This is a genomic window from Pseudomonas marincola, assembly GCF_900682675.2.
Lineage (GTDB): Bacteria > Pseudomonadota > Gammaproteobacteria > Pseudomonadales > Pseudomonadaceae > Aquipseudomonas > Aquipseudomonas marincola.
In genome coordinates this window covers 3648393-3668596 of sequence record NZ_LR215729.2, presented here as the reverse complement: position 1 = coordinate 3668596, position 20204 = coordinate 3648393, and the positions used below count along the sequence as shown (strand labels likewise).

23 protein-coding genes are annotated in these 20204 nt (G+C 59.4%); 12 read left to right on the top strand and 11 right to left on the bottom strand.

The annotated features are described in order from the left end of the window. Positions 1 to 56 precede the first annotated feature (56 nt). Both PMYSY11_RS16965 and PMYSY11_RS16960 read left to right on the top strand, forming a co-directional pair. Positions 57 to 1100, top strand: coding sequence for a hypothetical protein (locus PMYSY11_RS16965; protein ID WP_239655496.1), 1044 nt, complete (start codon positions 57 to 59; stop codon positions 1098 to 1100). Between the two features lie 147 nt (positions 1101 to 1247). After that, positions 1248 to 1682: a DUF6515 family protein gene (locus PMYSY11_RS16960; RefSeq protein WP_150547524.1), complete on the top strand. Its 435-nt coding sequence runs from the start codon at positions 1248 to 1250 to the stop codon at positions 1680 to 1682. A 31-nt stretch (positions 1683 to 1713) separates the two neighbouring features. On the opposite strand, the gene PMYSY11_RS16955 is transcribed toward PMYSY11_RS16960, so the two are convergent. Beyond that, positions 1714 to 2598, bottom strand: a complete 885-nt coding sequence (locus PMYSY11_RS16955; RefSeq protein ID WP_069900783.1) for a cation diffusion facilitator family transporter — start codon at positions 2596 to 2598, stop codon at positions 1714 to 1716. A gap of 219 nt (positions 2599 to 2817) precedes the next feature. Then, positions 2818 to 3237 carry a polyribonucleotide nucleotidyltransferase gene (locus PMYSY11_RS16950; protein WP_150547523.1) on the bottom strand — a complete coding sequence of 140 codons (420 nt, stop codon included), beginning with the start codon at positions 3235 to 3237 and terminating at the stop codon, positions 2818 to 2820. A 140-nt stretch (positions 3238 to 3377) separates the two neighbouring features. On the opposite strand from PMYSY11_RS16950, the gene hrpB reads away from it, so the two are divergent. The 3 genes from hrpB to PMYSY11_RS16935 all read left to right on the top strand — a co-directional run bounded on the left by hrpB (position 3378) and on the right by PMYSY11_RS16935 (position 7761). Next, the gene (hrpB, locus tag PMYSY11_RS16945; protein WP_150547522.1) at positions 3378 to 5915 is read left to right on the top strand and encodes an ATP-dependent helicase HrpB; all 2538 of its coding nucleotides are present in this window, start codon (positions 3378 to 3380) and stop codon (positions 5913 to 5915) included. Positions 5916 to 6172: 257 nt separating this feature from the next. After that, on the top strand, positions 6173 to 7018 hold the full coding sequence (locus tag PMYSY11_RS16940) for an SDR family oxidoreductase (protein WP_150547521.1): 846 nt from the start codon (positions 6173 to 6175) through the stop codon (positions 7016 to 7018). Then, a complete protein-coding gene (locus tag PMYSY11_RS16935) occupies positions 7018 to 7761 on the top strand; it encodes a substrate-binding periplasmic protein (protein ID WP_150547520.1) in 744 nt (247 codons plus the stop codon). The genes PMYSY11_RS16940 and PMYSY11_RS16935 overlap by 1 nt, the downstream gene beginning before the upstream one ends. Positions 7762 to 7770: 9 nt before the next feature. On the opposite strand, the gene PMYSY11_RS16930 is transcribed toward PMYSY11_RS16935, so the two are convergent. Together PMYSY11_RS16930 and PMYSY11_RS16925 are read right to left on the bottom strand one after the other, a co-directional pair. Then, positions 7771 to 8430, bottom strand: a complete 660-nt coding sequence (locus tag PMYSY11_RS16930; protein WP_150547519.1) for a YciC family protein — start codon at positions 8428 to 8430, stop codon at positions 7771 to 7773. 100 nt (positions 8431 to 8530) lie between these two features. Next, positions 8531 to 9088 carry a cysteine hydrolase family protein gene (locus tag PMYSY11_RS16925; protein ID WP_150547518.1) on the bottom strand — a complete coding sequence of 186 codons (558 nt, stop codon included), beginning with the start codon at positions 9086 to 9088 and terminating at the stop codon, positions 8531 to 8533. 201 nt (positions 9089 to 9289) lie between these two features. Between PMYSY11_RS16925 and PMYSY11_RS16920 the strand changes: the two genes are divergently transcribed. The 4 genes from PMYSY11_RS16920 to PMYSY11_RS16905 all read left to right on the top strand — a co-directional run bounded on the left by PMYSY11_RS16920 (position 9290) and on the right by PMYSY11_RS16905 (position 13116). After that, positions 9290 to 9769 carry an NYN domain-containing protein gene (locus tag PMYSY11_RS16920; protein ID WP_150547517.1) on the top strand — a complete coding sequence of 160 codons (480 nt, stop codon included), beginning with the start codon at positions 9290 to 9292 and terminating at the stop codon, positions 9767 to 9769. An 8-nt stretch (positions 9770 to 9777) separates the two neighbouring features. Then, positions 9778 to 10398 (top strand): 3'-5' exonuclease, encoded by a 621-nt coding sequence (locus PMYSY11_RS16915; protein ID WP_150547516.1) that lies wholly within the window; start codon positions 9778 to 9780, stop codon positions 10396 to 10398. Between the two features lie 33 nt (positions 10399 to 10431). Beyond that, entirely contained in the window at positions 10432 to 11760 is a 1329-nt protein-coding gene (locus PMYSY11_RS16910; RefSeq protein WP_150547515.1) for an RNA helicase RhlE1, read from the top strand. A gap of 114 nt (positions 11761 to 11874) precedes the next feature. Continuing rightward, positions 11875 to 13116, top strand: coding sequence for a TIGR03862 family flavoprotein (locus tag PMYSY11_RS16905; protein WP_150547514.1), 1242 nt, complete (start codon positions 11875 to 11877; stop codon positions 13114 to 13116). A 22-nt stretch (positions 13117 to 13138) separates the two neighbouring features. Here the strand turns inward: PMYSY11_RS16905 and PMYSY11_RS16900 are convergent, their stop codons facing one another. The 6 genes from PMYSY11_RS16900 to PMYSY11_RS16875 all read right to left on the bottom strand — a co-directional run bounded on the left by PMYSY11_RS16900 (position 13139) and on the right by PMYSY11_RS16875 (position 17374). Continuing rightward, on the bottom strand, positions 13139 to 13711 hold the full coding sequence (locus tag PMYSY11_RS16900; protein WP_150547513.1) for a HupE/UreJ family protein: 573 nt from the start codon (positions 13709 to 13711) through the stop codon (positions 13139 to 13141). Between the two features lie 24 nt (positions 13712 to 13735). Then, positions 13736 to 14350, bottom strand: coding sequence for an urease accessory protein UreG (ureG, locus tag PMYSY11_RS16895; RefSeq protein ID WP_150547512.1), 615 nt, complete (start codon positions 14348 to 14350; stop codon positions 13736 to 13738). Positions 14351 to 14364: 14 nt separating this feature from the next. Next, positions 14365 to 15039, bottom strand: coding sequence for an urease accessory protein UreF (locus tag PMYSY11_RS16890; protein WP_150547511.1), 675 nt, complete (start codon positions 15037 to 15039; stop codon positions 14365 to 14367). Then, positions 15036 to 15536: an urease accessory protein UreE gene (gene ureE, locus PMYSY11_RS16885; RefSeq protein WP_150547510.1), complete on the bottom strand. Its 501-nt coding sequence runs from the start codon at positions 15534 to 15536 to the stop codon at positions 15036 to 15038. The genes PMYSY11_RS16890 and ureE overlap by 4 nt, the downstream gene beginning before the upstream one ends. 179 nt (positions 15537 to 15715) lie before the next feature. Further along, entirely contained in the window at positions 15716 to 16363 is a 648-nt protein-coding gene (locus PMYSY11_RS16880) for a TetR family transcriptional regulator (protein ID WP_090509110.1), read from the bottom strand. Between the two features lie 90 nt (positions 16364 to 16453). After that, the gene (locus PMYSY11_RS16875) at positions 16454 to 17374 is read right to left on the bottom strand and encodes a histone deacetylase family protein (RefSeq protein WP_150547509.1); all 921 of its coding nucleotides are present in this window, start codon (positions 17372 to 17374) and stop codon (positions 16454 to 16456) included. A gap of 137 nt (positions 17375 to 17511) precedes the next feature. Here PMYSY11_RS16875 and PMYSY11_RS16870 point away from each other — a divergent pair, with 137 nt between their 5' ends. The 3 genes from PMYSY11_RS16870 (at position 17512) to PMYSY11_RS16860 (ending at position 19746) form a co-directional block, all read left to right on the top strand. Then, positions 17512 to 18087, top strand: a complete 576-nt coding sequence (locus tag PMYSY11_RS16870; RefSeq protein ID WP_150547508.1) for a GNAT family N-acetyltransferase — start codon at positions 17512 to 17514, stop codon at positions 18085 to 18087. Positions 18088 to 18274: 187 nt separating this feature from the next. Then, positions 18275 to 19144: an acyl-CoA thioesterase II gene (gene tesB / locus PMYSY11_RS16865; protein WP_150547507.1), complete on the top strand. Its 870-nt coding sequence runs from the start codon at positions 18275 to 18277 to the stop codon at positions 19142 to 19144. Continuing rightward, positions 19141 to 19746 (top strand): HAD family hydrolase, encoded by a 606-nt coding sequence (locus PMYSY11_RS16860; RefSeq protein WP_150547506.1) that lies wholly within the window; start codon positions 19141 to 19143, stop codon positions 19744 to 19746. The genes tesB and PMYSY11_RS16860 overlap by 4 nt, the downstream gene beginning before the upstream one ends. A gap of 37 nt (positions 19747 to 19783) precedes the next feature. On the opposite strand, the gene cueR is transcribed toward PMYSY11_RS16860, so the two are convergent. Beyond that, on the bottom strand, positions 19784 to 20185 hold the full coding sequence (cueR, locus tag PMYSY11_RS16855; protein ID WP_150547505.1) for a Cu(I)-responsive transcriptional regulator: 402 nt from the start codon (positions 20183 to 20185) through the stop codon (positions 19784 to 19786). Positions 20186 to 20204 lie beyond the last annotated feature (19 nt).

Sequence of the window (20204 nt, the reverse complement as noted above, 5' to 3'; positions counted from 1 at the left end):
GGCAGGCTCCGTGGGTAAAGGCATACGTGCAATGAGTTTTGGCGTGGAGAACCTGCATGTCAGCGAGTAAATACCAGCGTTTACCGCATGCCGGAGATACAGAAAAAACACTCACTGAGGAAGTGGTGTATCTGGCTCCTAAGCCTATTCCCACAGGAATGGCCGCATTCAGTAGCCGAGAGTTATATCGCACTGCGAACGAGACTTATGCTGACTTTGTCATGGGTCGCGGCAACTTTGAGTTCATGATCCGATGGGCGATTGGTTCTGTGGTGTTCATGAAGATTTTCTTTTTCCTTGTGAATGGCATACTCGCTTGGGGGCGCAGAGATAAAGAGCCATTCATCCCGAGCTGGATGCACTTCGAAACTAATCCTTATATGTGGGGGTTTCTAGGTTTTTTAGCATTTCTCTATAGCGGCACCATCTTAGTATCCATCCGCAAGCTAGGCTCAGTCCTCCCTGTAAGATTTAATCGAGAACGGCGCGCCGTAGCCTACGTTGCTAAACGAGGTCAGCGCGCTCGATTCGTGCCGTGGGAAGAAGTCATTGCTTGCGTGTCGGTCGGTGAAACAATCACCGAATATGCAGTCATTCCCCGGTTCTTGCTCAAGATAGGTTTGCGCGATGCAACTCGCGGTGATGTGCTGTGGGTCAGCGTTGCGGCCTCAAGTGTTGCGCAGGCCATGAGTGAGTGGGAGGCTATTCGTACCTACATGGAGCAAGGCCCTGCGGCACTGTTATGGCCCTTGCCCGAAGATCAACAGATCGAACTGGGTAGCGTGGAATACTTCTATTCCTGTCGCGACGACTACCGCAAGTATCACAGTTGGTTGAAGTACTACTTCGGTTTTGTCGTCATCCAGTTTTGCAGCGGTTGGACAATACCCTGCTATCTCTCCAGCTTGATCAACAAGCTGTCTAGAACAGGCTTTCCAAAAGATGTAATTGAGTGGTCAAAATCTCTGCCTTATGAGCAGCACGCCAAGCCAAGTGCTGAGCTATTAGCGCAAAGCGCTTCAGCCAACAAAGCCTATGCAGAAGGCAAAACATTGTTGCAGTACTTCGGTATTAGTGAGGTTGAAGAAGATTTTGTCTGAGGTAACCGGCACCATTTAGCGCCGCGATCGAGTCATCTGGGGTTGATGTGCCGGGTTGGGATTTACCTCTGCTTTACATTGGCCTGACCGCACCTATACGCACGTTGATAGACACTCTAATCGTCCCTACAGATTGGAGTGAGTGCGATGAACAAGCGGATTGCATGGATTGAGATTGCAGCGTTGCTGGTGCTGGGCATGTCGCCACTGGTGCAGGCCCACGATAAGCCTGAGCCGGCACGCTATGAAGCCAGTCATCACGTTAGCGATAAGCATCAGGGCATCGCCAAATTACCGCGTGGCTATCAAAAGGTGCGTTATGGCGGTCAGGACTATTACACCTTTGGCACGCAGTGGTATCGGCCGCAAGCCGGTCGCTATGTGCTGATCAGCCCGCCGCCGGGCTTGCGCGTGAATGCGCTGCCAGGCAAGGCGAAGATCGTGCGAGTGGGGCATGAGCGTTACTATCAGGTGGCGGGCGTGTTTTATCAGCCGGTCGGCAAGGGCCATCAATATCAGGTGGTGCGTGCCCCGCGAGCGCCGGCTGTGGCGTGGGTCGAGGCAGGCAATCAGCGCCGTTGACGTGCAGCAGACTGGAGCCGTAATCAGTGGATTACGGCTTAACCACTTCCAGCGGGTCGGCGTGAACCAGCACTTCGGCGCGTGGATATTCCTTGCAAATAGCCGCTTCAACCTGATCGCAAATAGCGTGCGCCTGCGACAAGCTGAGGCTGCCCGGAAGCTCTGCGTGGAGCTGCACGAACCAGTGCGTGCCGGAGATGCGTGTGCGCAAGTCGTGTGCACCAACCACGCCCGGTACGGCGCACGCCAGTTCATGCATGTGTTCGCTGATTTCCGGTGACAGTTCTTTGTCCATCAGCACGGCTGCCGCTTCGCGGGCAATCGAGATGGCGCTCCAGAGAATGTAGAAGGCGATGCCGATCGCGAAGATTGCATCCACCTGCACAAAGCCGAAGCTGGCAATAAACAGGGCCAGCAGAATGCTGCTGTTGAGCAGTAAGTCCGAGCGGTAATGCAGCGAGTCTGCGTGGATCGCCGTCGAGCCGGTCAGTTTCACCACATAACGCTGATACACCAGCAGCACCATAGTCATTACCAGTGACAACACCATCACGGCAATGCCCAGTGCTTCCGCTTGCAGAGGTTGCGGATGGAGCAGGCGGTCGACGCCTTGCACGCCAACCAATACAGCACTCGCGCCAATGAACAATGCCTGCCCCAAGCCGGCGAGGGCTTCGGCTTTACCGTGGCCGTAGCGGTGGTCGTCATCGGCGGGGCGCAACGCGTAATGCACGGCAATCAGATTGAGCAGCGATGCGGCGCCGTCCAGTAACGAATCAGTCAGGCCGGCCAGCAAGCTGACCGAGCCGCTCAACCACCAGGCAATGGCTTTGGCCAAGGCCAATGAGAGCGCGAGGGCGAGGGCGGCGAAGCTGGCGAGGCGCATCAGGCGTGCATGTTGCGGTGAAGGGGCCATCTGTTTTCCGTTTGGTGAATCAGTGGAACAAATACGCAGGCTAGCCATTCGATACGCCGCACGTTAAGCGTTGCATGGTGCGCTTCGGTCGGCAGTCAGGCAAGTGCGTGCGGCTGAGCGCGGCAAGCAAGTCGTGCTGGAGTGTTGGTGATGTTATCGGGGATGCGATGTTGCGCTGCCCGCCGGGATCGGACGGACAGCGCAATAGCCGTGCTCTGATCAGGCAGCAGGAACGAGGCCGTAAGCGGCCAGTTGCTGGATCGAGCCGCTTTTCTGGACCAGACGCGGATCATCCAAAGGCAGGCTGGTGCCGGTTTGCGTCTCGATCAGCGCCTTGAGGGCCGCGCGATCCACTTCGCCGTTAGCGTCTAGCACGCCACGCAGTTGCTCCGGATCGACCTGAGCGGTCTTGCCGTTGGGCAGGTAAATCGCGCCGGTCGCAAAGTCGATACCAAACGCGATCAGCCCCGGTATCACGTAGAACAGAATGCCGATGGCATCCAGCGCCACAATAACCGGGTCCACTTTGCCCGAAATCTGGCCACGGCGATCCGGATAGAACAACGTGCCGCAGGCAGCAAGCTGGGTCATTAAGGAGAGAGCCAGAGCACCGCCAATAAAACGGGTAGACGTACGCATTCAAAATCTCCTGATAAAAGTTGCGAAACTATACCAAGGGTAGGCCCGCTACGCTTCTGGATTGTAGGTGTGGCGTAGAAATACGGCAAAAACTGTGGGCCGATTAACCGTTATAATCGCCGCCCCAGATTGGAGTTGCCATGCCCCTGCCGCTGCCTATTGATGACCTGCTGCCGAGCCTTTGTCAGGCATTGCGTGAGCGCCACGAAGTGGTGCTTGAGGCGCCGCCCGGCGCGGGTAAAACCACACGGGTGCCTTTGGCTGTTCTGGTTGAGCCCTGGCTGCAGGGGCAAACCATCATCATGCTTGAACCCAGGCGTTTGGCCGCGCGGGCAGCGGCGGAGCGTTTAGCCAGCGAGTTGGGCGAGGCGGTGGGCGAAACGGTCGGTTACCGCATCCGCCTCGACAGCAAAGTGGGCCCGCGCACGCGCATCGAAGTGGTCACCGAAGGCATTCTGGCGCGGCGTCTGCAAGATGATCCGGCGCTGGAAGGCGTCGGCTTGGTGATATTCGACGAATTTCATGAGCGCAGTCTCGATGCTGATCTGGCACTGGCGTTAACGCTCAACGGGCGTTCGATGTTTCGCGGTGCAGACAGCGGCGAGCCCGCGCTAAAAGTGCTGCTAATGTCCGCCACGCTCGAAGGTGAGCGACTGGCCAGTGTGCTCGACGATGCGCCGGTGCTGCGCAGCGAGGGGCGCATGTTCCCTGTGGATATCCGTTGGGGGCAAGCCACGCAGCCAGGTGAATGGCTGGAACCAAAGGTGGTGCAGACCGTGTTGCAGGCGCTCACTGACGAGACCGGCAGCGTGTTGGTTTTTCTGCCGGGACAGGCCGAGATACGCCGGGTTTACGAGCAACTGGAACAAGCACTGGCCGGGCAGGCAGACATTCGTGTGTGCCCGCTGCACGGAGAGTTGGACCTGAGTGCCCAGCGGGCCGCCATCGAGCCCGCCCCGAACGGGCAGCGTAAGGTCGTGCTGGCAACCAATATTGCAGAGACCAGCCTGACCATTGAAGGTGTTCGCGTGGTTGTTGATGCAGGGCTTGCACGGGTTCCGGTGTTCGATCCGGGCAGCGGCATGACGCGCCTGCAAACGCAGCGTATTTCGCGAGCCTCGGCCACTCAGCGTGCTGGACGCGCTGGCCGTCTTGAACCGGGCGCGTGTTATCGGTTGTGGTCGCAGGCGCAACACGAGCAGTTGGCGGCGTATTCAGCGGCAGAAATCGTTCAAGCGGATCTCGCAGGCGTAGCCCTGCAACTGGTGCGTTGGGGCGTAACGCCGGATGAGCTGGTATGGCTGGACCCGCCGCCAGCGGCAGCGTATGCGCAAGCACTCGACCTGCTCCAGCGCCTTGATGCGTTGGATGCGAGCGGCGTGCTGACGGCGCAGGGCCAAGCCATGGCCGAGCTGCCGGCGCACCCGCGAATTGCCCATTTACTGCTGCGTGGGCATGCGCTGGGATTGGCCAAGCTGGCGTGTGATGTGGCGGCGCTGCTCGGTGAACGCGATATTTTGCGTGGCGCGGGGGCCGATTTGCACAGTCGGCTGGCTCTGCTCACTGGCGAGATGCGTGCAGCGCGAGGCGCGCAAGGCGGCGTTAGTCGTGCGCGGCAACTGGCGCGACAGTTTCATGGCTATTTGCAGCGGCGCGCTGCGGTCAATCCCCCGGCTGAACCCGAGCACCCGCGCTGGCTGGGCGCGTTGTTGGCATTTGCCTATCCCGACCGAATAGCCCGCCAGCGCCGTGAGGCGGGGGCCGAGTATCGTCTGGCCAATGGGCGTGCTGCGCTGTTCAGTGAGCCCGATGCGCTGATGAAGCATAGCTGGCTGGTCATCGCCGATCTTGGCAGCCGCCAGGGCCAGCGCGAAGAGCGCATCTATCTGGCAGCCGAGTTGGATGAACAATTGTTCGAGCGCGAACTCAGTGAGTTAGTGAGCCAGCACGATGTGCTGGACTGGGATGAACGCGAAGGGCTGCTGCGCGCCGAGCGGCAGGCGCGGATTGGCGAACTGGTGGTGTCGCGTGAGCCGCTGACGGCGCTCGACCCGCAAGCCCGAACCGATGCGCTGATCAATCTGGTTCGCCGCAAAGGTCTGGAACTCTTGCCGTGGACGCCTGAGCTTCGCCAATGGCAGGCACGAATTGCGCTGCTACGCTCACTTGAGCTTGAAGCCCACGGGCAGAGCGAGTGGTCGGATGTCAGCGATGCCGCATTGCTTGAGCGCATGCCCGAATGGCTTGGGCCGTATTTGGGTAAGGTTAACCGGCTCAGCCACTTCGCCAATCTGGAGCTGCACAACATGCTCCAGACCTTACTGCCCTGGCCGTTGCCACAACGCCTTGAGGAACTTGCACCGAAAACCCTCGCGGTGCCTTCCGGCTCAAATATCCGCATTGATTACAGCGAGCAGCCGCCCGTACTGGCGGTGCGTTTGCAGGAGTTGTTCGGCCTGAGCGATACCCCGCGAATTGCCGGTGGCAGGCAGGTGGTTAAATTGCATTTGCTGTCGCCAGCGCGCAGGCCAGTGCAGGTCACTCAGGACCTTGCCAACTTCTGGGCCAGCACCTATGCCGAGGTTAAAAAAGACCTCAAGGGTCGCTACCCGAAACATTACTGGCCAGATGATCCACTGGTTGCCGAACCCACGGCGCGAGCCAAACCGCGCAAGTGACCGGGCGATGACTGATTACCTGCAGGCAAGTCGACTTAACGACTGCAGTTGATCTGCTGCGCTGTGGCTAATGCGCTAACTTGACCATGAGGCATGCAGCTCAAGTCGCAGACGCGGCCAGCTGCGCGCTGCGTTTTTGGCGCTGAAACGCGCTTTCGTCACAGATTCCCCGCCATCGATGCAGCTATTGGTTGCGCGACTTGCGCGATTGGTTTTAGTGTCAGCCAAACAACAGTCGTAACCGCCGAGGGGCAGCTATGCACCGCAAAGTCTTCGCCAGCAAAGTCTTTGACCGCAAGGTTGTGATGATCAGTGGTGGTTGCGCCGGTATTGGCCGCGCTCTGGCCGTGCGACTGGCGCAGGCTGGTGCCCGGCTGGTGATTCTTGATCTGCAGCGCGAGGCGCTCGACAGCCTGGTGCAGCACCTGGCGGATCATCACAATGCCGAAGCGCTGGGGCTGTGTTGCGATGTGGCGGATGCTGAAGCCGTTACCGCCGCAGTGGCGCTGGCCGTCGAGCGCTTTGGCGGAATTGATGTATTGGTCAATAACGCCGGGGTTACGCATCGCAGCAGTTTCACCGACACCGATTTAGGCGTTTTCCAGCGGGTTATGGCGGTTAACTACTTCGGCGCAGTGCATTGCACGCAAGCGGCGCTGCCCAGCATCATCGCCAGACGCGGGCAGATTATCGTGCTCAGCTCCTTGTCGGGCTTCGCCCCGTTGCTTTATCGCAGTGCCTACAACGCCAGTAAGCATGCTCTGCACGGCCTGTTCGAAACCCTGCGCTATGAACTCAAGGGCTCCGGGGTCAATGTGATGCTGGTGTGTCCCGGATTTACCGCAACTGATTTGCGCAAGAATGCTCTGGTCGGCGATGGCTCTGTGGCCGCGCAGCCGCCATTGGCGATGGGCAAGGTGGCATCGCCGCAAGACGTTGCCGAGGCGATTTACAGCGGTGCGCTGAAACGGCGGCGATTGCTGGTGTTGTCTAATGTCGATTGGCGTGCGCGGGTGCTGGCGAGATTCTTCCCGCGCGTGTTCGAGCGGGTGCTGCTTCCGCGTTTGTCCGGCATGAAGCCCTCTGAAGGCGAGGCCGGTTGATGCGCTGGGCGCTGCTCGCCAGCCTGTTTTTGTCTACTGTTGCACTTGGCGCAGAACCACTGAAATTGCGGGTCATGACCGATGTCTGGCCGCCGTTTCGTATCGCTGTCGGCCCCGACAAGCTGCAAGGCCTGGATATCGACCTGCTGGAAAAGCTGACCGAGCGCACTGGCATCCGCTTTGAGATTATTCGCGCACCTTGGGCGCGAGGGCTGGCCGCACTGGAAAGCGGCTCGGCAGACATGATGACCGGATTAGCAAAAACTGCAGCCCGCGAAGCCTATGTCCAGTACAGCGACAAACCGTATTACGCCTGCTCAGCGCGCTTTTACACCAAGCCCTCAAGGGCGATGGATATCAATACATACGGCCAGCTTAAGGGGCTGAAAATCGGCTATGTACAGGGGTCGGCTTATTTCGAGCCCTTCGACTCGGACACCAGCCTTAACAAGGTCGCGGTCAACAGCGAGAAGCAGTTGCTGGAAATGCTCAAGCGCGGACGGATTCAGCTATTGATCGGCACAGATTGTCAGGTCGACTATGAACTGCGTGATACCGCTTGGCGTCAGGTCGCCGCCAAGGCTGCGTATCGGCCTGAGTCGCCGACGCATTTGTACCTGGGTTTCTCGCGCAAGCGGTTGAATCGGCAAACCTTCGATGCGCTCAGTGCGGCGTTGCAGCAATTGCGCGAAGAGGGCTGGGTCACTCAAGCGGCCGAGCGCTATCACGCTCAGGTGGAGTAACCCGCCAGATTAGTCCTCGGCCGGTTGCGGCGTGTTGAGCATAAACAGGCGAAACAGCACCACGCTGGCAAACAACTGCAAAAAGCCGTTGCCACTGTCCATCGCCACATTGAGCAGCATATTGCTGCCCGGCTCATTGCCCTGTATCAGCAAGTCCAGCGACCACAACGGCACCATCACGCACAGCACACAGGTGAGAATCTGCCAGAACGCGCCACGCGTCTGCTCAAAACTCTCATGCAGGGCTTTGAGCGGGGTAAGGCCGCGCAACACCAGCAGGTATTCGGCAAAGGCCAGCTTGATCATGATCCACAAGCCCGGCAGCACGAACAGCGAGGCGCCGAGCAAAATGGCAAGGGTGCTCAGCCCGGTCAGTAAAGCCAGTTGCGGCCAGAACCTCAAACTAGTGGCGATCAGGTCGCGGGCCGCAGGCGCATGACCATTGCTGCGCGCATCCAGAAAGAGGATCAGCGCCCCGGTATAAATCGGGTAAAAAATCAGCCCGATCAGCAAGCTGTAAGGCGCTTGCGTGTCGGGTCCCACTGCCTGACTGAGCAGTTGTTGGGCCAGTGACTCGAGCACAATCAGCGGCAGGCACAGGCGTGCAATCGCCGACAGGTTGTTGCGGAAAAAGTACCAAGCGTCACGCAGGACCTGGATGCTATTCATGGACAATTATCGTCTGGGAAAACAGGCCGTCACTCTAGCCGATTGAGATGGGCTAACCCAAGCGCGACATCTGCTTGAACAGATTGTCTGGGCGCTTGAGTCAGTCGCCACTCAGCAGTTCGGCGGTGCAGTGCAGCTGTGCATATTCGTCACGCAGGTTGGCCATCGCCATGTTGTGTACGTCGTCGGCGCTGCGCAAAACACCGGCGAAGTCTGTCTTGCCAAAGGTATAGCAGGCATCTGTCACCACCACCGTGGCAAAACCCAGGTTGCTGGCTGTACGTGCAGTGGCTTCCACCGAGTTCTCGCTGGCAACGCCGACAATAACTACCTTGGCAATGCCGCGCACATGCAGCCAGCGTTCAAGTGCGCTGTGACAAAACGCATCGGTCACGTTCTTCTCGAACACTGCCTCGCTCGCCTGTGGCGCCAGCTCGGGTTGAAAGGCCGCGCCCGACTGGCCGGGCGCGAATACCGAATCCGCATCCACGGAGATATGGCGGATATGCACCAGTGGCCAACCGCGGGCCCGCCAGTGCTGCTGCAATTGGGCGATATGGCGCTCGGCCTGCGGATTGTTGCGCGGGGTTGGCAGGCGCTGAATGCCCTGTTGCATGTCGATGGTCAGCAGCGCCGCTGCAAGCTCTATGGTGTGCATTGAACACCTCCCTGTGAGCGAAATAGGTGTGTAGGGTTGCTCTTTTGCGGTGTTCGAAATTCGTTAAACCCGCTATTCACCAGCCTTATGCAATGCCAGAGTTGTGCGCTTTTTACTTCCTCATCACGGCGAGGCTGGCATACTGGCCAATGACTTTATCCTGCACGCCGCTGCCCGTCAGCCGCTAACCGAGGAATTCCGGTGAAAAAAATAGCCGTATTCGCCGATGTACAGAACCTCTATTACACCGTGCGGCAGGCCTATGGTTGCCATTTCAATTACGCGGCCTTGTGGGCGCAGGTCAGCCAGCGCGGTGAAATCGTCGAGGCCTATGCCTATGCGATTGATCGCGGCGACCCCAAACAGCAGCAGTTTCAGCAGATTCTGCGCAATCTGGGTTTCACCGTGAAACTCAAACCGTTCATCCAGCGCAGCGATGGCTCAGCCAAAGGTGATTGGGATGTTGGTATCACTATCGATATCATGGACGCCGCGCCGCGCGTCGACGAGATTGTGCTGGCTTCCGGCGATGGCGACTTCGACATGCTCCTGGATAAAGTCCGCAGCCGTGATGGCGTCGAAGCTGTGGCCTATGGTGTGCCGGGGCTGACGGCGCAATCACTGGTACGCGCCGCCAGTTTCTACGTGCCGGTTGAAGGCCAGTTGTTACTTCGTAATTGAGAGTGTTTGTGGACCCTATAGCCGTTATCGACTTTGAAACGACTGGCCTGTCGCCAGCTCAGAATGCCCGCGCCACCGAGATTGGCGTGGTAATCGTGGAAGACGGCGTGATCGTTTCGCGTTATCAGAGCCTGATGAACAGCGGTGCACACGTGCCCGCGTTTATCGAGCAACTGACCGGTATCAGCAATGCCATGCTGCGTGATGCGCCACCCGCCGCGCAGGTGATGCACGAAGTCGCAGACTTTGTGGGCGATATTCCGCTGGTGGCGCACAACGCAGCCTTTGACCAAAAATTCTGGGACGCCGAGCTTGGCCTGATCCGCCGCACCCGACGCCAGTCTTTCGCCTGCTCGTTATTGCTGGCGCGCCGGTTGTTGCCGCAAGCGCCTAGCCATAAGCTCGGCAACCTCAACCGTTGGGCAGGCTTGCCAAGCACTGGCACGGCGCACAGGGCAATGGCTGATGCCGAGATGGCGGCTAACCTGATGGGCTTCATGGGCGCGGTATTGCGCGAGTATTACGGTATCGGGCAGGTTTCCCACGAGTTGCTCTGCGGTTTGCAAAAAGTCCCGGCGGCGAAAATTGCGCAAGCATTAGCGCGGATAAGACAGGCCGCAGCCTGCTAAACTAGGCCTCTTTGATTCGCCCGGTTATTCACCATGACATTTGCCTCTCTCGGCCTTATCGAGCCGCTGCTGCGTACCCTCGAAACGCTGGACTACAAAACCCCGACGCCCGTGCAGGCGCAGGCCATTCCTGCCGTCCTGAAGGGCCGCGACCTGATGGCGGCGGCGCAGACCGGCACCGGTAAAACCGCTGGTTTCGCCTTGCCCGTGCTCCAGCGCTTGATGATGGAAGGGCCGACTGTTGCCAGCAACTCCGTGCGGGCGCTGGTGCTGGTGCCGACGCGTGAGCTGGCTGAGCAAGTGCATCAGAGCTTCATGACTTACGCGCAGAATCTGCCGCTGAGCACCTATGCGGTGTATGGCGGCGTCAGCATCAACCCGCAAATGATGAAACTGCGCAAAGGCCTTGATGTGCTGGTTGCGACGCCGGGCCGCTTGCTCGATCTTTATCGCCAGAACGCGGTGAAATTCAATCAGGTACAAACCCTGGTGCTGGATGAAGCCGACCGTATGCTCGACTTGGGTTTTGCCAACGAACTGGACGCCGTATTCAGTGCATTGCCGAAGAAGCGCCAGACCTTGCTGTTCTCGGCCACGTTCTCCGAGGCAATCCGGCAAATGGCCGGCGAGATGCTCAAAGACCCGTTGAGTATCGAAGTAAGCCCGCGCAACGCCGCGGCCAAGTCGGTCAAGCAATGGCTGATTCCGGTCGACAAGAAGCGCAAGCCTGAACTGTTTTTACACCTGTATCAGAGCCGCCGCTGGCAGCAGGCGCTGGTGTTCGTGAAAACCCGCAAAGGCGTGGATGAACTGGAAGCCGAGTTGCAGCGCAACGGCATCAGTGCCGATTCGATTCACGGCGACAAGCCGCAAGCGACGCGTCTGCGTGCATTGCAGCGTTTCAAAGCCGGCGAGGTGCTGGTGCTGGTGGCAACCGATGTGGCGGCGCGCGGGCTGGATATCGACGACATGCCGCTGGTGGTCAACTTCGACTTGCCGATTGTCGCTGAAGATTATGTTCACCGGATTGGCCGTACCGGCCGCGCGGGAATGACCGGTGAGGCGGTGTCGCTGGTGTGCGCCGACGAGGTGCAGTTGCTGTCGGCAATCGAGAGCCTGACCGGACAATTGCTTAAGCGTGTAGACGAGCCGGACTTCATCCCCGATCACCGCGTGCCGGTTACTGTCGCCGGTGGTGTGGTGATTAAAAAGCCGAAGAAGCCAAAAGTTAAGACTGTGCCTGGCAGCGGTAAAGGCAAGATCCATCTCGGTAACTGGTTTGAAGAGTCAGAAGCGCCCAAGGCCAAGGCCGTGCGCAAGGTTCCGAGTTTTGGCGGCAAAGGCCCGAAAAAGAAGGGCTAGGTATTGCTGCCGGCGGCTTTCAGTGCCGCTCATTGTGTGTCGAGAGGCAGCGCCAATATTGGCGGCTGCCGCTAATCCCCATTCCCGTTTGCTTGCGTTCAAGGCCTGCCTGTTATGACTGCTACCGCTTCTGCTCCTTCCAGTGTTGCCATTATCGGCGGCGGTCCTGCCGGGTTGATGGCGGCCGAGGTGTTGGCGCTGGCCGGGATCAAGGTCGACCTGTTCGATGCCATGCCCTCGGTTGGGCGCAAGTTTCTGCTGGCCGGCGTGGGCGGCATGAACATCACCCATTCCGAAGCCAAGCCGGCCTTTTTGTCGCGCTATGCCGAGCGTGAAGCCGAGATGGCTGAACTGCTGGGCGAGTTCGATGCCGACGCGCTGCGCAACTGGATTCACGAGTTGGGCATCGAGACATTTGTCGGCACCTCGGGGCGGGTATTTCCCAAGGATATGAAAGCCGCGCCTCTGCTACGCGCCTGGCTGCGGCGTCTGCGTGAAAACGGGGTGCATATCCATAACCGTCATCGCTGGCTGGGTTGGGACGCCAAAGGCCGACTGCGCATTGCCAATGCCGACGGTGAACTGCTTTTAAAGCCCCGCGCAACGCTGCTGGCGTTGGGTGGCGGGAGTTGGGCGCGCCTCGGTTCCGACGGCGCCTGGGCGCCGCTGCTTGAAGCGCAGGGGGTCAATGTACAGCCACTGTTGCCGAGTAATTGTGGCTTCGAAGTCGCGGCGTGGAGCGAGTTTCTCCGTAATAAATTTGCCGGCGCACCGCTGAAGAACGTCAGCCTCAACCTATCCGGTCAAGGGCCGCGTGCGGGCGAGTTCGTGCTGACTGAGAAAGGCATCGAAGGCAGCCTTGTGTATGCATTGTCGGCGCAGATCCGCCAACTTATCCACAGCAAGGGCGAGGCAACGGTGTACCTCGATTTGCTGCCGCAGCGCAGCCTCGAAGTCGTCAAGAAAGCACTGCTGAAACCGCGCGGTTCAAACTCGATGGCCAAGCACCTGCATCGCACGTTGGGGCTCGATGGCGTCAAGGCGGCACTGATGCGCGAGTTGCTTGCGCCCGAGCAGTTCGATGATCACACGCGTCTGGCGCGTTCGATCAAAGCGTTGCCGATTACGCTGGTGGGGATTCGTCCGCTGGATGAGGCTATCAGCAGCGCTGGTGGCGTGCCGTTCGAGCAGTTGGACGCTAATCTCATGCTCAATGCCTTGCCGGGGGTATTCTGCGCCGGCGAGATGCTCGACTGGGAAGCGCCAACCGGCGGCTATCTGCTCACCGGTTGTTTTGCCAGCGGTCGGCGCGCCGGGCAGGGCATTATCAACTGGTTGAATAAGGCCAGGGCTTAACTCAGCCCTGGCCTTTGTCCGCTCAGTTAGCCAGCAACCACACACCGGTGATTGCCGAGCCAACACCGGCCAAGCGCACCAGCGGCGCAGCGGCTTGCGGCAGGTAACGAACCAGCGCGTAACCCGTGGCATGCAGCGCGGCGGTGGCGGCGACGAAGCCCAGTGCGTAAGTCCAGGCGCTGGCCATGGCAGGCAGTTCCAGGCCGTGGGCAACGCCATGAGTCAGGGCGAACAGCGCGGTAATGCCCAGCGCCAGTGCCATTGGCAGGCGCATCGCCACTGCAACCAGCAGGCCGAAAGCCAGCACCGAGGCGGCAATGCCGGTTTCCAGCATCGGCACTTGCAGGCCATAGAAACCCATCACGCCGCCCAACAACATGCTCGCCACGAATGTCAGCGGCAGTGCCCAGCGCGCAGCGCCTTGTTGCTGAGCGGCCCACAGGCCAACGGCGAGCATGGCCAGCAAGTGATCGAGACCGAACAGCGGGTGAGCCATACCGGCCATCAGGCCTGCGTGGTCGTGGCCGGGATGGGCGAACGCCAACGCTGGGCTGCACAGCAGGGCGAGGGCGATAACGGGTTTGCGTAGGTTCATGTGAAGCTCCTTGGGCTCAGCGAATCAGGCGACGGTGAGCATGCCGTGACGTTCAATAAAGGCGATGATCTGGTCCAGACCCTGGCCGACTTTCTGGTTACTGAAAACGAATGGCTTGTCGCCGCGCATCTTGCGTGTGTCACGGTCCATTACTTCCAGCGAAGCACCGACCATAGGCGCCAGATCGACCTTGTTGATGACCAGCAAATCGGATTTGCAGATGCCGGGGCCGCCTTTGCGCGGCAGCTTGTCGCCGGCGGAAACGTCGATCACGTAAATGGTCAGGTCGGACAATTCCGGGCTGAAGGTCGCAGACAGGTTATCGCCGCCAGACTCAACGATAATCAGGTCGAGGCCGGGGAAACGCTGATTCAGCTGCTCAACCGCTTCCAGATTGATTGAGGCATCTTCGCGAATCGCGGTGTGCGGGCAGCCGCCGGTTTCCACGCCAATGATGCGCTCGGGGGCGAGGGCTTCATTGCGTACCAGAAACTGGGCGTCTTCCTGGGTGTAGATGTCGTTGGTGACGACGGCCAGGTTGTAGCGGTCTCGCAGAGCCAGGCACAGGGCGAGGGTCAGTGCGGTTTTACCGGAACCTACCGGGCCGCCGATACCGACGCGCAAAGGTTGGCTGTTCATGTGCTGTTTCCTTATCAAGAACGGAAGAGTCGGCTGTATTGGCGCTCGTGCGCCATGCTCGAAAGATTCAGGCCAAAAGCGGCGCTGCCCCAGTCGGCGGGATCGAGTTGGCAGCAGGTGCTGTGCGCTTGCTGCAGTGCAGGTTGTAATTCGGACGTCAGGCGTTGCGCGGCCTGCTGGCCAAGCGGCAGGGTTTTCATCAGCACCGCCAGTTGGTTTTCCAGCCAGCCCCAGAGCCAAGCTGTGAGGGCGTCTTGCGGGCTGATTTGCCAGGCGCGCGCCGCCAGTGCCCAGCCCAGCGCAAGGCCCGGCTCGGTGAAGGCGGCGAACATGTCGCGCGCGGCGTCATCGGTCTCGGGCAGGTCGTGCAGCAACTGGCGCAACGAGTAACCCATCTGCCGGCTTTCCAGTCTGAACTCGCGGGTTTCACGGCTGGCGCGGTGTTGATCGGCCAACTGCTTGAGCGTTTGCCATTGCCCATCGGCAGCAGCGCGGCAATGGGCGAGCAACAGCGGCGCCTCGAAGCGCGCCAGATTGAGCAGCAATTGATCGGTTATCCACTGTTTGGCGGTCTGCGGATCATTGACCCGACCATTTTCGACGGCCATCTCCAAGCCTTGTGAATAACTGTATCCGCCAATCGGCAGCTGCGGACTGGCGAGCCTGAGCAAGGCCCAGCTGTTATTCACTTGCGCACACCAAACTGATGCAGGCGCGGTGCGTAGCTGAACTCGGCATCGCCCGCGTGCGAATGATGATGGCCGCCACCGTAGGCGCCATGTTCCGGTTGATAGGCCGCTTCGATCAGTTCGACCTTGGCACCGAGTTGTTCGAGCATGGCCTTGAGCACGTAGTCGTCCGGCAGGCGCAGCCAACCGTCACCGAGCTGCAGCGCGACATGCCGATTGCCCAGATGATAGGCCGCGCGCATCAGCTCGAACGGTGTGGCGCAAGTGACGTGCAGCAGTTGTTCCGGGCGGGCGCAAACGCGCACTATGCGGCCATCTTCGGCGCGCAGGCATTCCCCGTCGTAGAGGGGCGGCTGGCCACGCTCTAGGAACAATCCGACATCTTCGCCGGTGGTCGAGAAGGTGCGCAGGCGGCTTTTGCTGCGCGCCTCGAAGGTCAGGAGTAATTCGGCGTCCCAGTCAGGCTGAGCAGCAATTCTTTGGTGGATCACCAGCATGGGTAAGTTCCGGCAGATAAGTGCGCTACAAATAGATGCAGCGACAGGAGCAAGGTGCTTGCCAACTTGGCGTATGCCCCGTGAACAGGCGCACGCACGCCACTGCGCCAAAACTTGGGGCGTCAGTCAGGTTTTATTTGGTGCGTTAAAAACGCTGATGCACTGAGTTGGTGCGCTGTTCAGCTTTCATCGTGCGCATGGGCGCTGCCGAGGCCTTGCCAATGCTTCGCGCCAATGAATATGAAGCGCAATTGTTCGATCAGTTTGGCTTGCGGCGTCAGGTGCGCCGGTAGCTCGTACTCGGGTGGATCGACCAGTTCCGGAAGTGTGGCGAATACCACTTTGATAATGCTGTCGGCGAGAATATCCAGCGCCGGATCATCAAGATGGCGCAGTTTGGGCATGGTGCGCAGGTCGGCGGCAAGGTCGGCGGTGATGCGCTCGCGCAAAGTCCCGAGCGCCTGACGCACAGGCAGCGAGCCACCGAACTGCTCACGGGCGAGAAACAGGAACTGCGAGCGATGCTGGGCGACTCCATCAAGGAACAGCCGAACTGACGCATCGATCAAGCCGCCGAGTTCAAGTTCATGGTGGCGGATGATGCGGATGGTGCTGCTGAACGTATGGCCCACTTCCTCAACCAGCGCCAGACCCAGAGCGTCCATATCGTTGAAGTGACGATAAAACCCGGTCGGCACAATCCCCACGCAGCGCGTGACTTCGCGCAGGCTGAGGCTGGAAAAACCGCGACCACTGTCCATCAGGTTGCGGGCGGCAGCCATGAGTGCGAGGCGGGTTTGCTGTTTCTGTTCGGAGCGAGGGAGCATTCAGGCAGGTCCAGTTACAGTTAGCGGTGTAGGCAGCACAGCCAGGTCGCGCATTTTAGAGCTTATTTGCGCTGGCGGATAACCGTGCGTCTAACCCATTTGGCGTTGTTGCCAGACTTTAGCGGCGCTGTGGTGCAGGATTCCATGGCGTTTGGCCAACGCCCGGCGGTCTTTGTCGTAGCCGCCACCAATGACCCCGACCAATGGAATATCGCGTCCGAGGCAGTGATTAAGTACGGCCTCATCACGCTGCGCAACGCCAGCATCAGTAAGCTGAAGATACCCCAGTGCGTCATCTTTGTGCACATCGACACCTGCGTCATATAGCACCAGGTCGGGTTGATAAAGCGGCAACAGATAATTCAGCGCCTCATCAACCACCTGCAGGTATTGCGCATCACCCATGCCCATCGGCAGGCCAATGTCCCAGTCGCTTTCGGCCTTGCGCGCCGGAAAGTTCTTTTCGCAGTGCAGGGATACCGTGATCGCATCCGGGGTATCTGCCAGCAAGCGCGCAGTGCCGTCGCCCTGATGCACATCGCAGTCAAAGATCAGCACGCGCTGCACCCGCCCGGCTGCCAGCAATGAGTGGCTGATGATGGCCAGATCATTGAAGATGCAAAAGCCCGCCGGATGATCGTAGTGCGCATGGTGCGTGCCACCGGCCAGATGACACGCCAGCCCATGCTTGAGCGCCAGATCGGCGGCCAACAACGAACCGCCCACCGCCCGAACAGTACGTCGCGCCAAAGCTTCACTCCAAGGCAAGCCAAGGCGGCGCTGATCGGCGTAGGGCAACTCGCCGCTCATGTAGCGTTCGATATACGCCGGGCAATGGCTCAGGGCGAGAATCTCGGCCGGGCAAAGCTCCGGGCGTTGCAGTTGCGCATCAGTGACCAGACCGGACTCCAGCAGATGATCGCGCAGCAGGCGAAACTTCTCCATTGGGAAGCGATGGCCCTCGGGGAAGGGCGGGCTGTAGTCTTCGTGGTAGACGAGGGGCAGGTGCATGCAAATAAGCCTTGAGCGAGGTGCAGATGTACAGAGTTCAGTGCCGTTATCCGCGCTAGTAAACAGCGTGGCGGCTGGCATGCGAGTATGAGCCTGCCTACCTTTATCACTCAAGGCCAAGGCGCCTCGGAGGATTGATGATTGAGCTTGAAACGCCGCGATTGATCATGCGCCAGTGGACGCCGGAAGACCTGCCGGCGCTGGCATCGCTCAATGCCGACAGCGAGGTGATGCGCTTTTTCCCCGCCGTGTTGAGCAGCGAGCAAAGTGCGCAGATGCTTGAGCGCCTGCGTGGCCAATTTGCCGCGCAAGGCTATGGTTTTTGGGCGCTGCAGCAAAAAGGCAGCGGCCAGTTAATAGGTTTTACCGGTTTGAACCGCGTTGGCTTCGAGGCTTCATTCAGTTCTGCTACCAACCCCGCTGCCGAGATTGGCTGGCGGCTGGCGCGTGAATACTGGCATCAGGGCTATGCCAGCGAAGCGGCGCGTACCGCGCTTGATTGTGCGTTCAGCCAGCTTCAATTGCCCGAGGTCGTGGCCTTTACTGCCGAGGTCAATGGGCCGTCGATTCAGCTCATGCAGGCTCTCGGCATGCAGCACTCCAGCCGTGAGGATTTTGAGCATCCAGCCTTGCCTGTCGGGCACTGGCTGAGTCGTCATGTGCTCTATCGTATAACCCATGAGGATTGGTTGGCGGCGCCTCGAAAGACATAAACGCCGGGGTTATTCAGCCACTGTTTTATCCGGCTATTGCGATGATGCCGTGCACCAACGGTAGGATATGACCGATAATCACTGACCAAGCACTAATTGTTTTACAACAGGCAGCGTCGATTACCCATAGCCGCTGCTCCCTGTTGTATTGATTACCGCCTGCGCAGCGCGGGTAATGGAGAAATACATGAGTCAGGTACTCGAAGAGCTGGTTGCTCTGCTCAGCCTCGAAAATATTGAAGAAAACCTCTTTCGTGGTGTCAGCCAGGATCTCGGTTTTCGCCAGTTGTTTGGTGGGCAAGTACTTGGCCAATGTATTTCTGCCGCCAGCCAGACAGTCGAAGATGCCCGCCATGTGCACTCCTTGCACGGCTACTTTCTGCGCCCCGGCGACTCGACACTGCCGGTGGTTTATCAGGTCGACCGCGTGCGCGATGGCGGCAGTTTCAGCACGCGACGGGTCATGGCGATTCAAAAGGGTCAGCCGATTTTCACCTGCAGTGCCTCGTTCCAGTACGACGAAGAAGGCTTTAACCATCAGACCCAGATGCCTGATGTGGTCGGCCCTGAAAGCCTCAAGTCTGAAACCGAGCTGGTCGCTGAAATCGCTCACCTGCTGCCGGAAAGAATGCGCGAGCGTGCGCTGAGCCAGAAACCGATCGAGATCCGCCCGGTTACCCAGTGCAACCCGTTCGCGCCCGAGGTGATGGAACCGGTCAAGTACGTCTGGTTCCGTGCCGATGGCACCTTGCCGGACATTCCGGCGATCCATAAATACATTCTTGGTTATGCCTCGGACTTCAACCTGCTGACCACCTCGATGCAGCCGCACGGCGTCTCGGTCTGGCAGAAACACATGCAGGTCGCCAGCCTCGATCACTCCTTGTGGTTCCACGCAAACCTGCGCATGGACGACTGGCTGCTCTACGCCATGGACAGCCCGTGGGCCGGTAATGCGCGCGGTTTTTCGCGGGGCAGCGTGTTCAACCGCCAAGGCCAGTTGGTGGCCTCGGTGGCTCAGGAAGGCTTGATTCGTCTGCGTGAAGACTGGAAATGAAACTGAGACAGTCGCGTCATTGGGTGTTCGACATGGATGGCACGCTGACGCTTGCCGTGCATGACTTCGAAGCGATCAAACGCTATCTCGACATCCCGCTGGAACACGACATCCTGCACCATCTGGCTGGGCTGCCGGCTGCCGATGCCGCAGCCAAACATGCCTGGCTGCTTGAGCATGAGCGCGAATTGGCGCTCAGCGCCAAACCAGCACCGGGGGCGGTCGAACTGGTGCAGGCGCTGCATCAGCGCGGCTACCAACTGGGTATCCTGACCCGCAACGCTCACGAATTGGCCTGGCTCACGCTTGAGGCCATTGGCGTTGCTAACTGCTTCGCTGCCAATGCCGTATTGGGCCGTGATGAAGCCCATCCGAAACCGGACCCCGCCGGTTTGCTGCATCTGGCCGAACAATGGCAGGTGCAGCCCGATGAGCTGGTGATGGTCGGTGATTATCTCTACGACTTGCAATGCGCCCGCGCCGCCGGTGCATACAGCGTGTTGGTAAACCTGGCGGAGAATCCGTGGCCGAGTCTGGTCGATCATTTTGCCGTCGATTGCTCCGCGCTGCTTGAGGCGGTTGCCGACTGTTCGAAGGTTTGATGGCGCTGACTATTGCCGGATAACGCCATGCCGACGCCTATCGCGCGTCGGTAGAAGGCTCCAGCGCCTTGATGATTGGGCAGTCCGGGCGATCATCACCGTGGCAGTGATCCATCAGGTCTTGCAGCGTGTCGCGCAGTTCACTCATTGCGATGATCTTGCGGTTCAACTCGTCGATATGCTCCGCCGCCAACGCCTTAACATCGGCGCTGGCACGCTGACGGTCCTGCCACAGCGTCAGCAGTCGCGCCACTTCATCCAGCGAAAAACCCAAATCCCGCGCCCGCTTGATAAACCCCAAGCGATGCAAATCACCGGCGCTGTACTGCCGGTAACCACTCTCGCTGCGCCCCGCCGCCGGCAGCAACTCGATGGATTCGTAGTAACGAATCATCTTCGCGCTCAAGCCAGTTTTCTTCGCCGCCTGCCCAATATTCACACTCGCCTCCATCGCGTTT

Coding starts and splice junctions, on each gene's coding strand:
- PMYSY11_RS16965 (WP_239655496.1), top strand. CDS start 57: ATGTCAGCGAGTAAATACCAGCGTTTACCGCATGCCGGAGATACAGAA.
- PMYSY11_RS16960 (WP_150547524.1), top strand. CDS start 1,248: ATGAACAAGCGGATTGCATGGATTGAGATTGCAGCGTTGCTGGTGCTG.
- PMYSY11_RS16955 (WP_069900783.1), bottom strand. CDS start 2,598: ATGGCCCCTTCACCGCAACATGCACGCCTGATGCGCCTCGCCAGCTTC.
- PMYSY11_RS16950 (WP_150547523.1), bottom strand. CDS start 3,237: ATGCGTACGTCTACCCGTTTTATTGGCGGTGCTCTGGCTCTCTCCTTA.
- hrpB (WP_150547522.1), top strand. CDS start 3,378: ATGCCCCTGCCGCTGCCTATTGATGACCTGCTGCCGAGCCTTTGTCAG.
- PMYSY11_RS16940 (WP_150547521.1), top strand. CDS start 6,173: ATGCACCGCAAAGTCTTCGCCAGCAAAGTCTTTGACCGCAAGGTTGTG.
- PMYSY11_RS16935 (WP_150547520.1), top strand. CDS start 7,018: ATGCGCTGGGCGCTGCTCGCCAGCCTGTTTTTGTCTACTGTTGCACTT.
- PMYSY11_RS16930 (WP_150547519.1), bottom strand. CDS start 8,430: ATGAATAGCATCCAGGTCCTGCGTGACGCTTGGTACTTTTTCCGCAAC.
- PMYSY11_RS16925 (WP_150547518.1), bottom strand. CDS start 9,088: ATGCACACCATAGAGCTTGCAGCGGCGCTGCTGACCATCGACATGCAA.
- PMYSY11_RS16910 (WP_150547515.1), top strand. CDS start 10,432: ATGACATTTGCCTCTCTCGGCCTTATCGAGCCGCTGCTGCGTACCCTC.
- PMYSY11_RS16905 (WP_150547514.1), top strand. CDS start 11,875: ATGACTGCTACCGCTTCTGCTCCTTCCAGTGTTGCCATTATCGGCGGC.
- PMYSY11_RS16900 (WP_150547513.1), bottom strand. CDS start 13,711: ATGAACCTACGCAAACCCGTTATCGCCCTCGCCCTGCTGTGCAGCCCA.
- ureG (WP_150547512.1), bottom strand. CDS start 14,350: ATGAACAGCCAACCTTTGCGCGTCGGTATCGGCGGCCCGGTAGGTTCC.
- ureE (WP_150547510.1), bottom strand. CDS start 15,536: ATGCTGGTGATCCACCAAAGAATTGCTGCTCAGCCTGACTGGGACGCC.
- PMYSY11_RS16880 (WP_090509110.1), bottom strand. CDS start 16,363: ATGCTCCCTCGCTCCGAACAGAAACAGCAAACCCGCCTCGCACTCATG.
- PMYSY11_RS16875 (WP_150547509.1), bottom strand. CDS start 17,374: ATGCACCTGCCCCTCGTCTACCACGAAGACTACAGCCCGCCCTTCCCC.
- PMYSY11_RS16870 (WP_150547508.1), top strand. CDS start 17,512: ATGATTGAGCTTGAAACGCCGCGATTGATCATGCGCCAGTGGACGCCG.
- tesB (WP_150547507.1), top strand. CDS start 18,275: ATGAGTCAGGTACTCGAAGAGCTGGTTGCTCTGCTCAGCCTCGAAAAT.
- PMYSY11_RS16860 (WP_150547506.1), top strand. CDS start 19,141: ATGAAACTGAGACAGTCGCGTCATTGGGTGTTCGACATGGATGGCACG.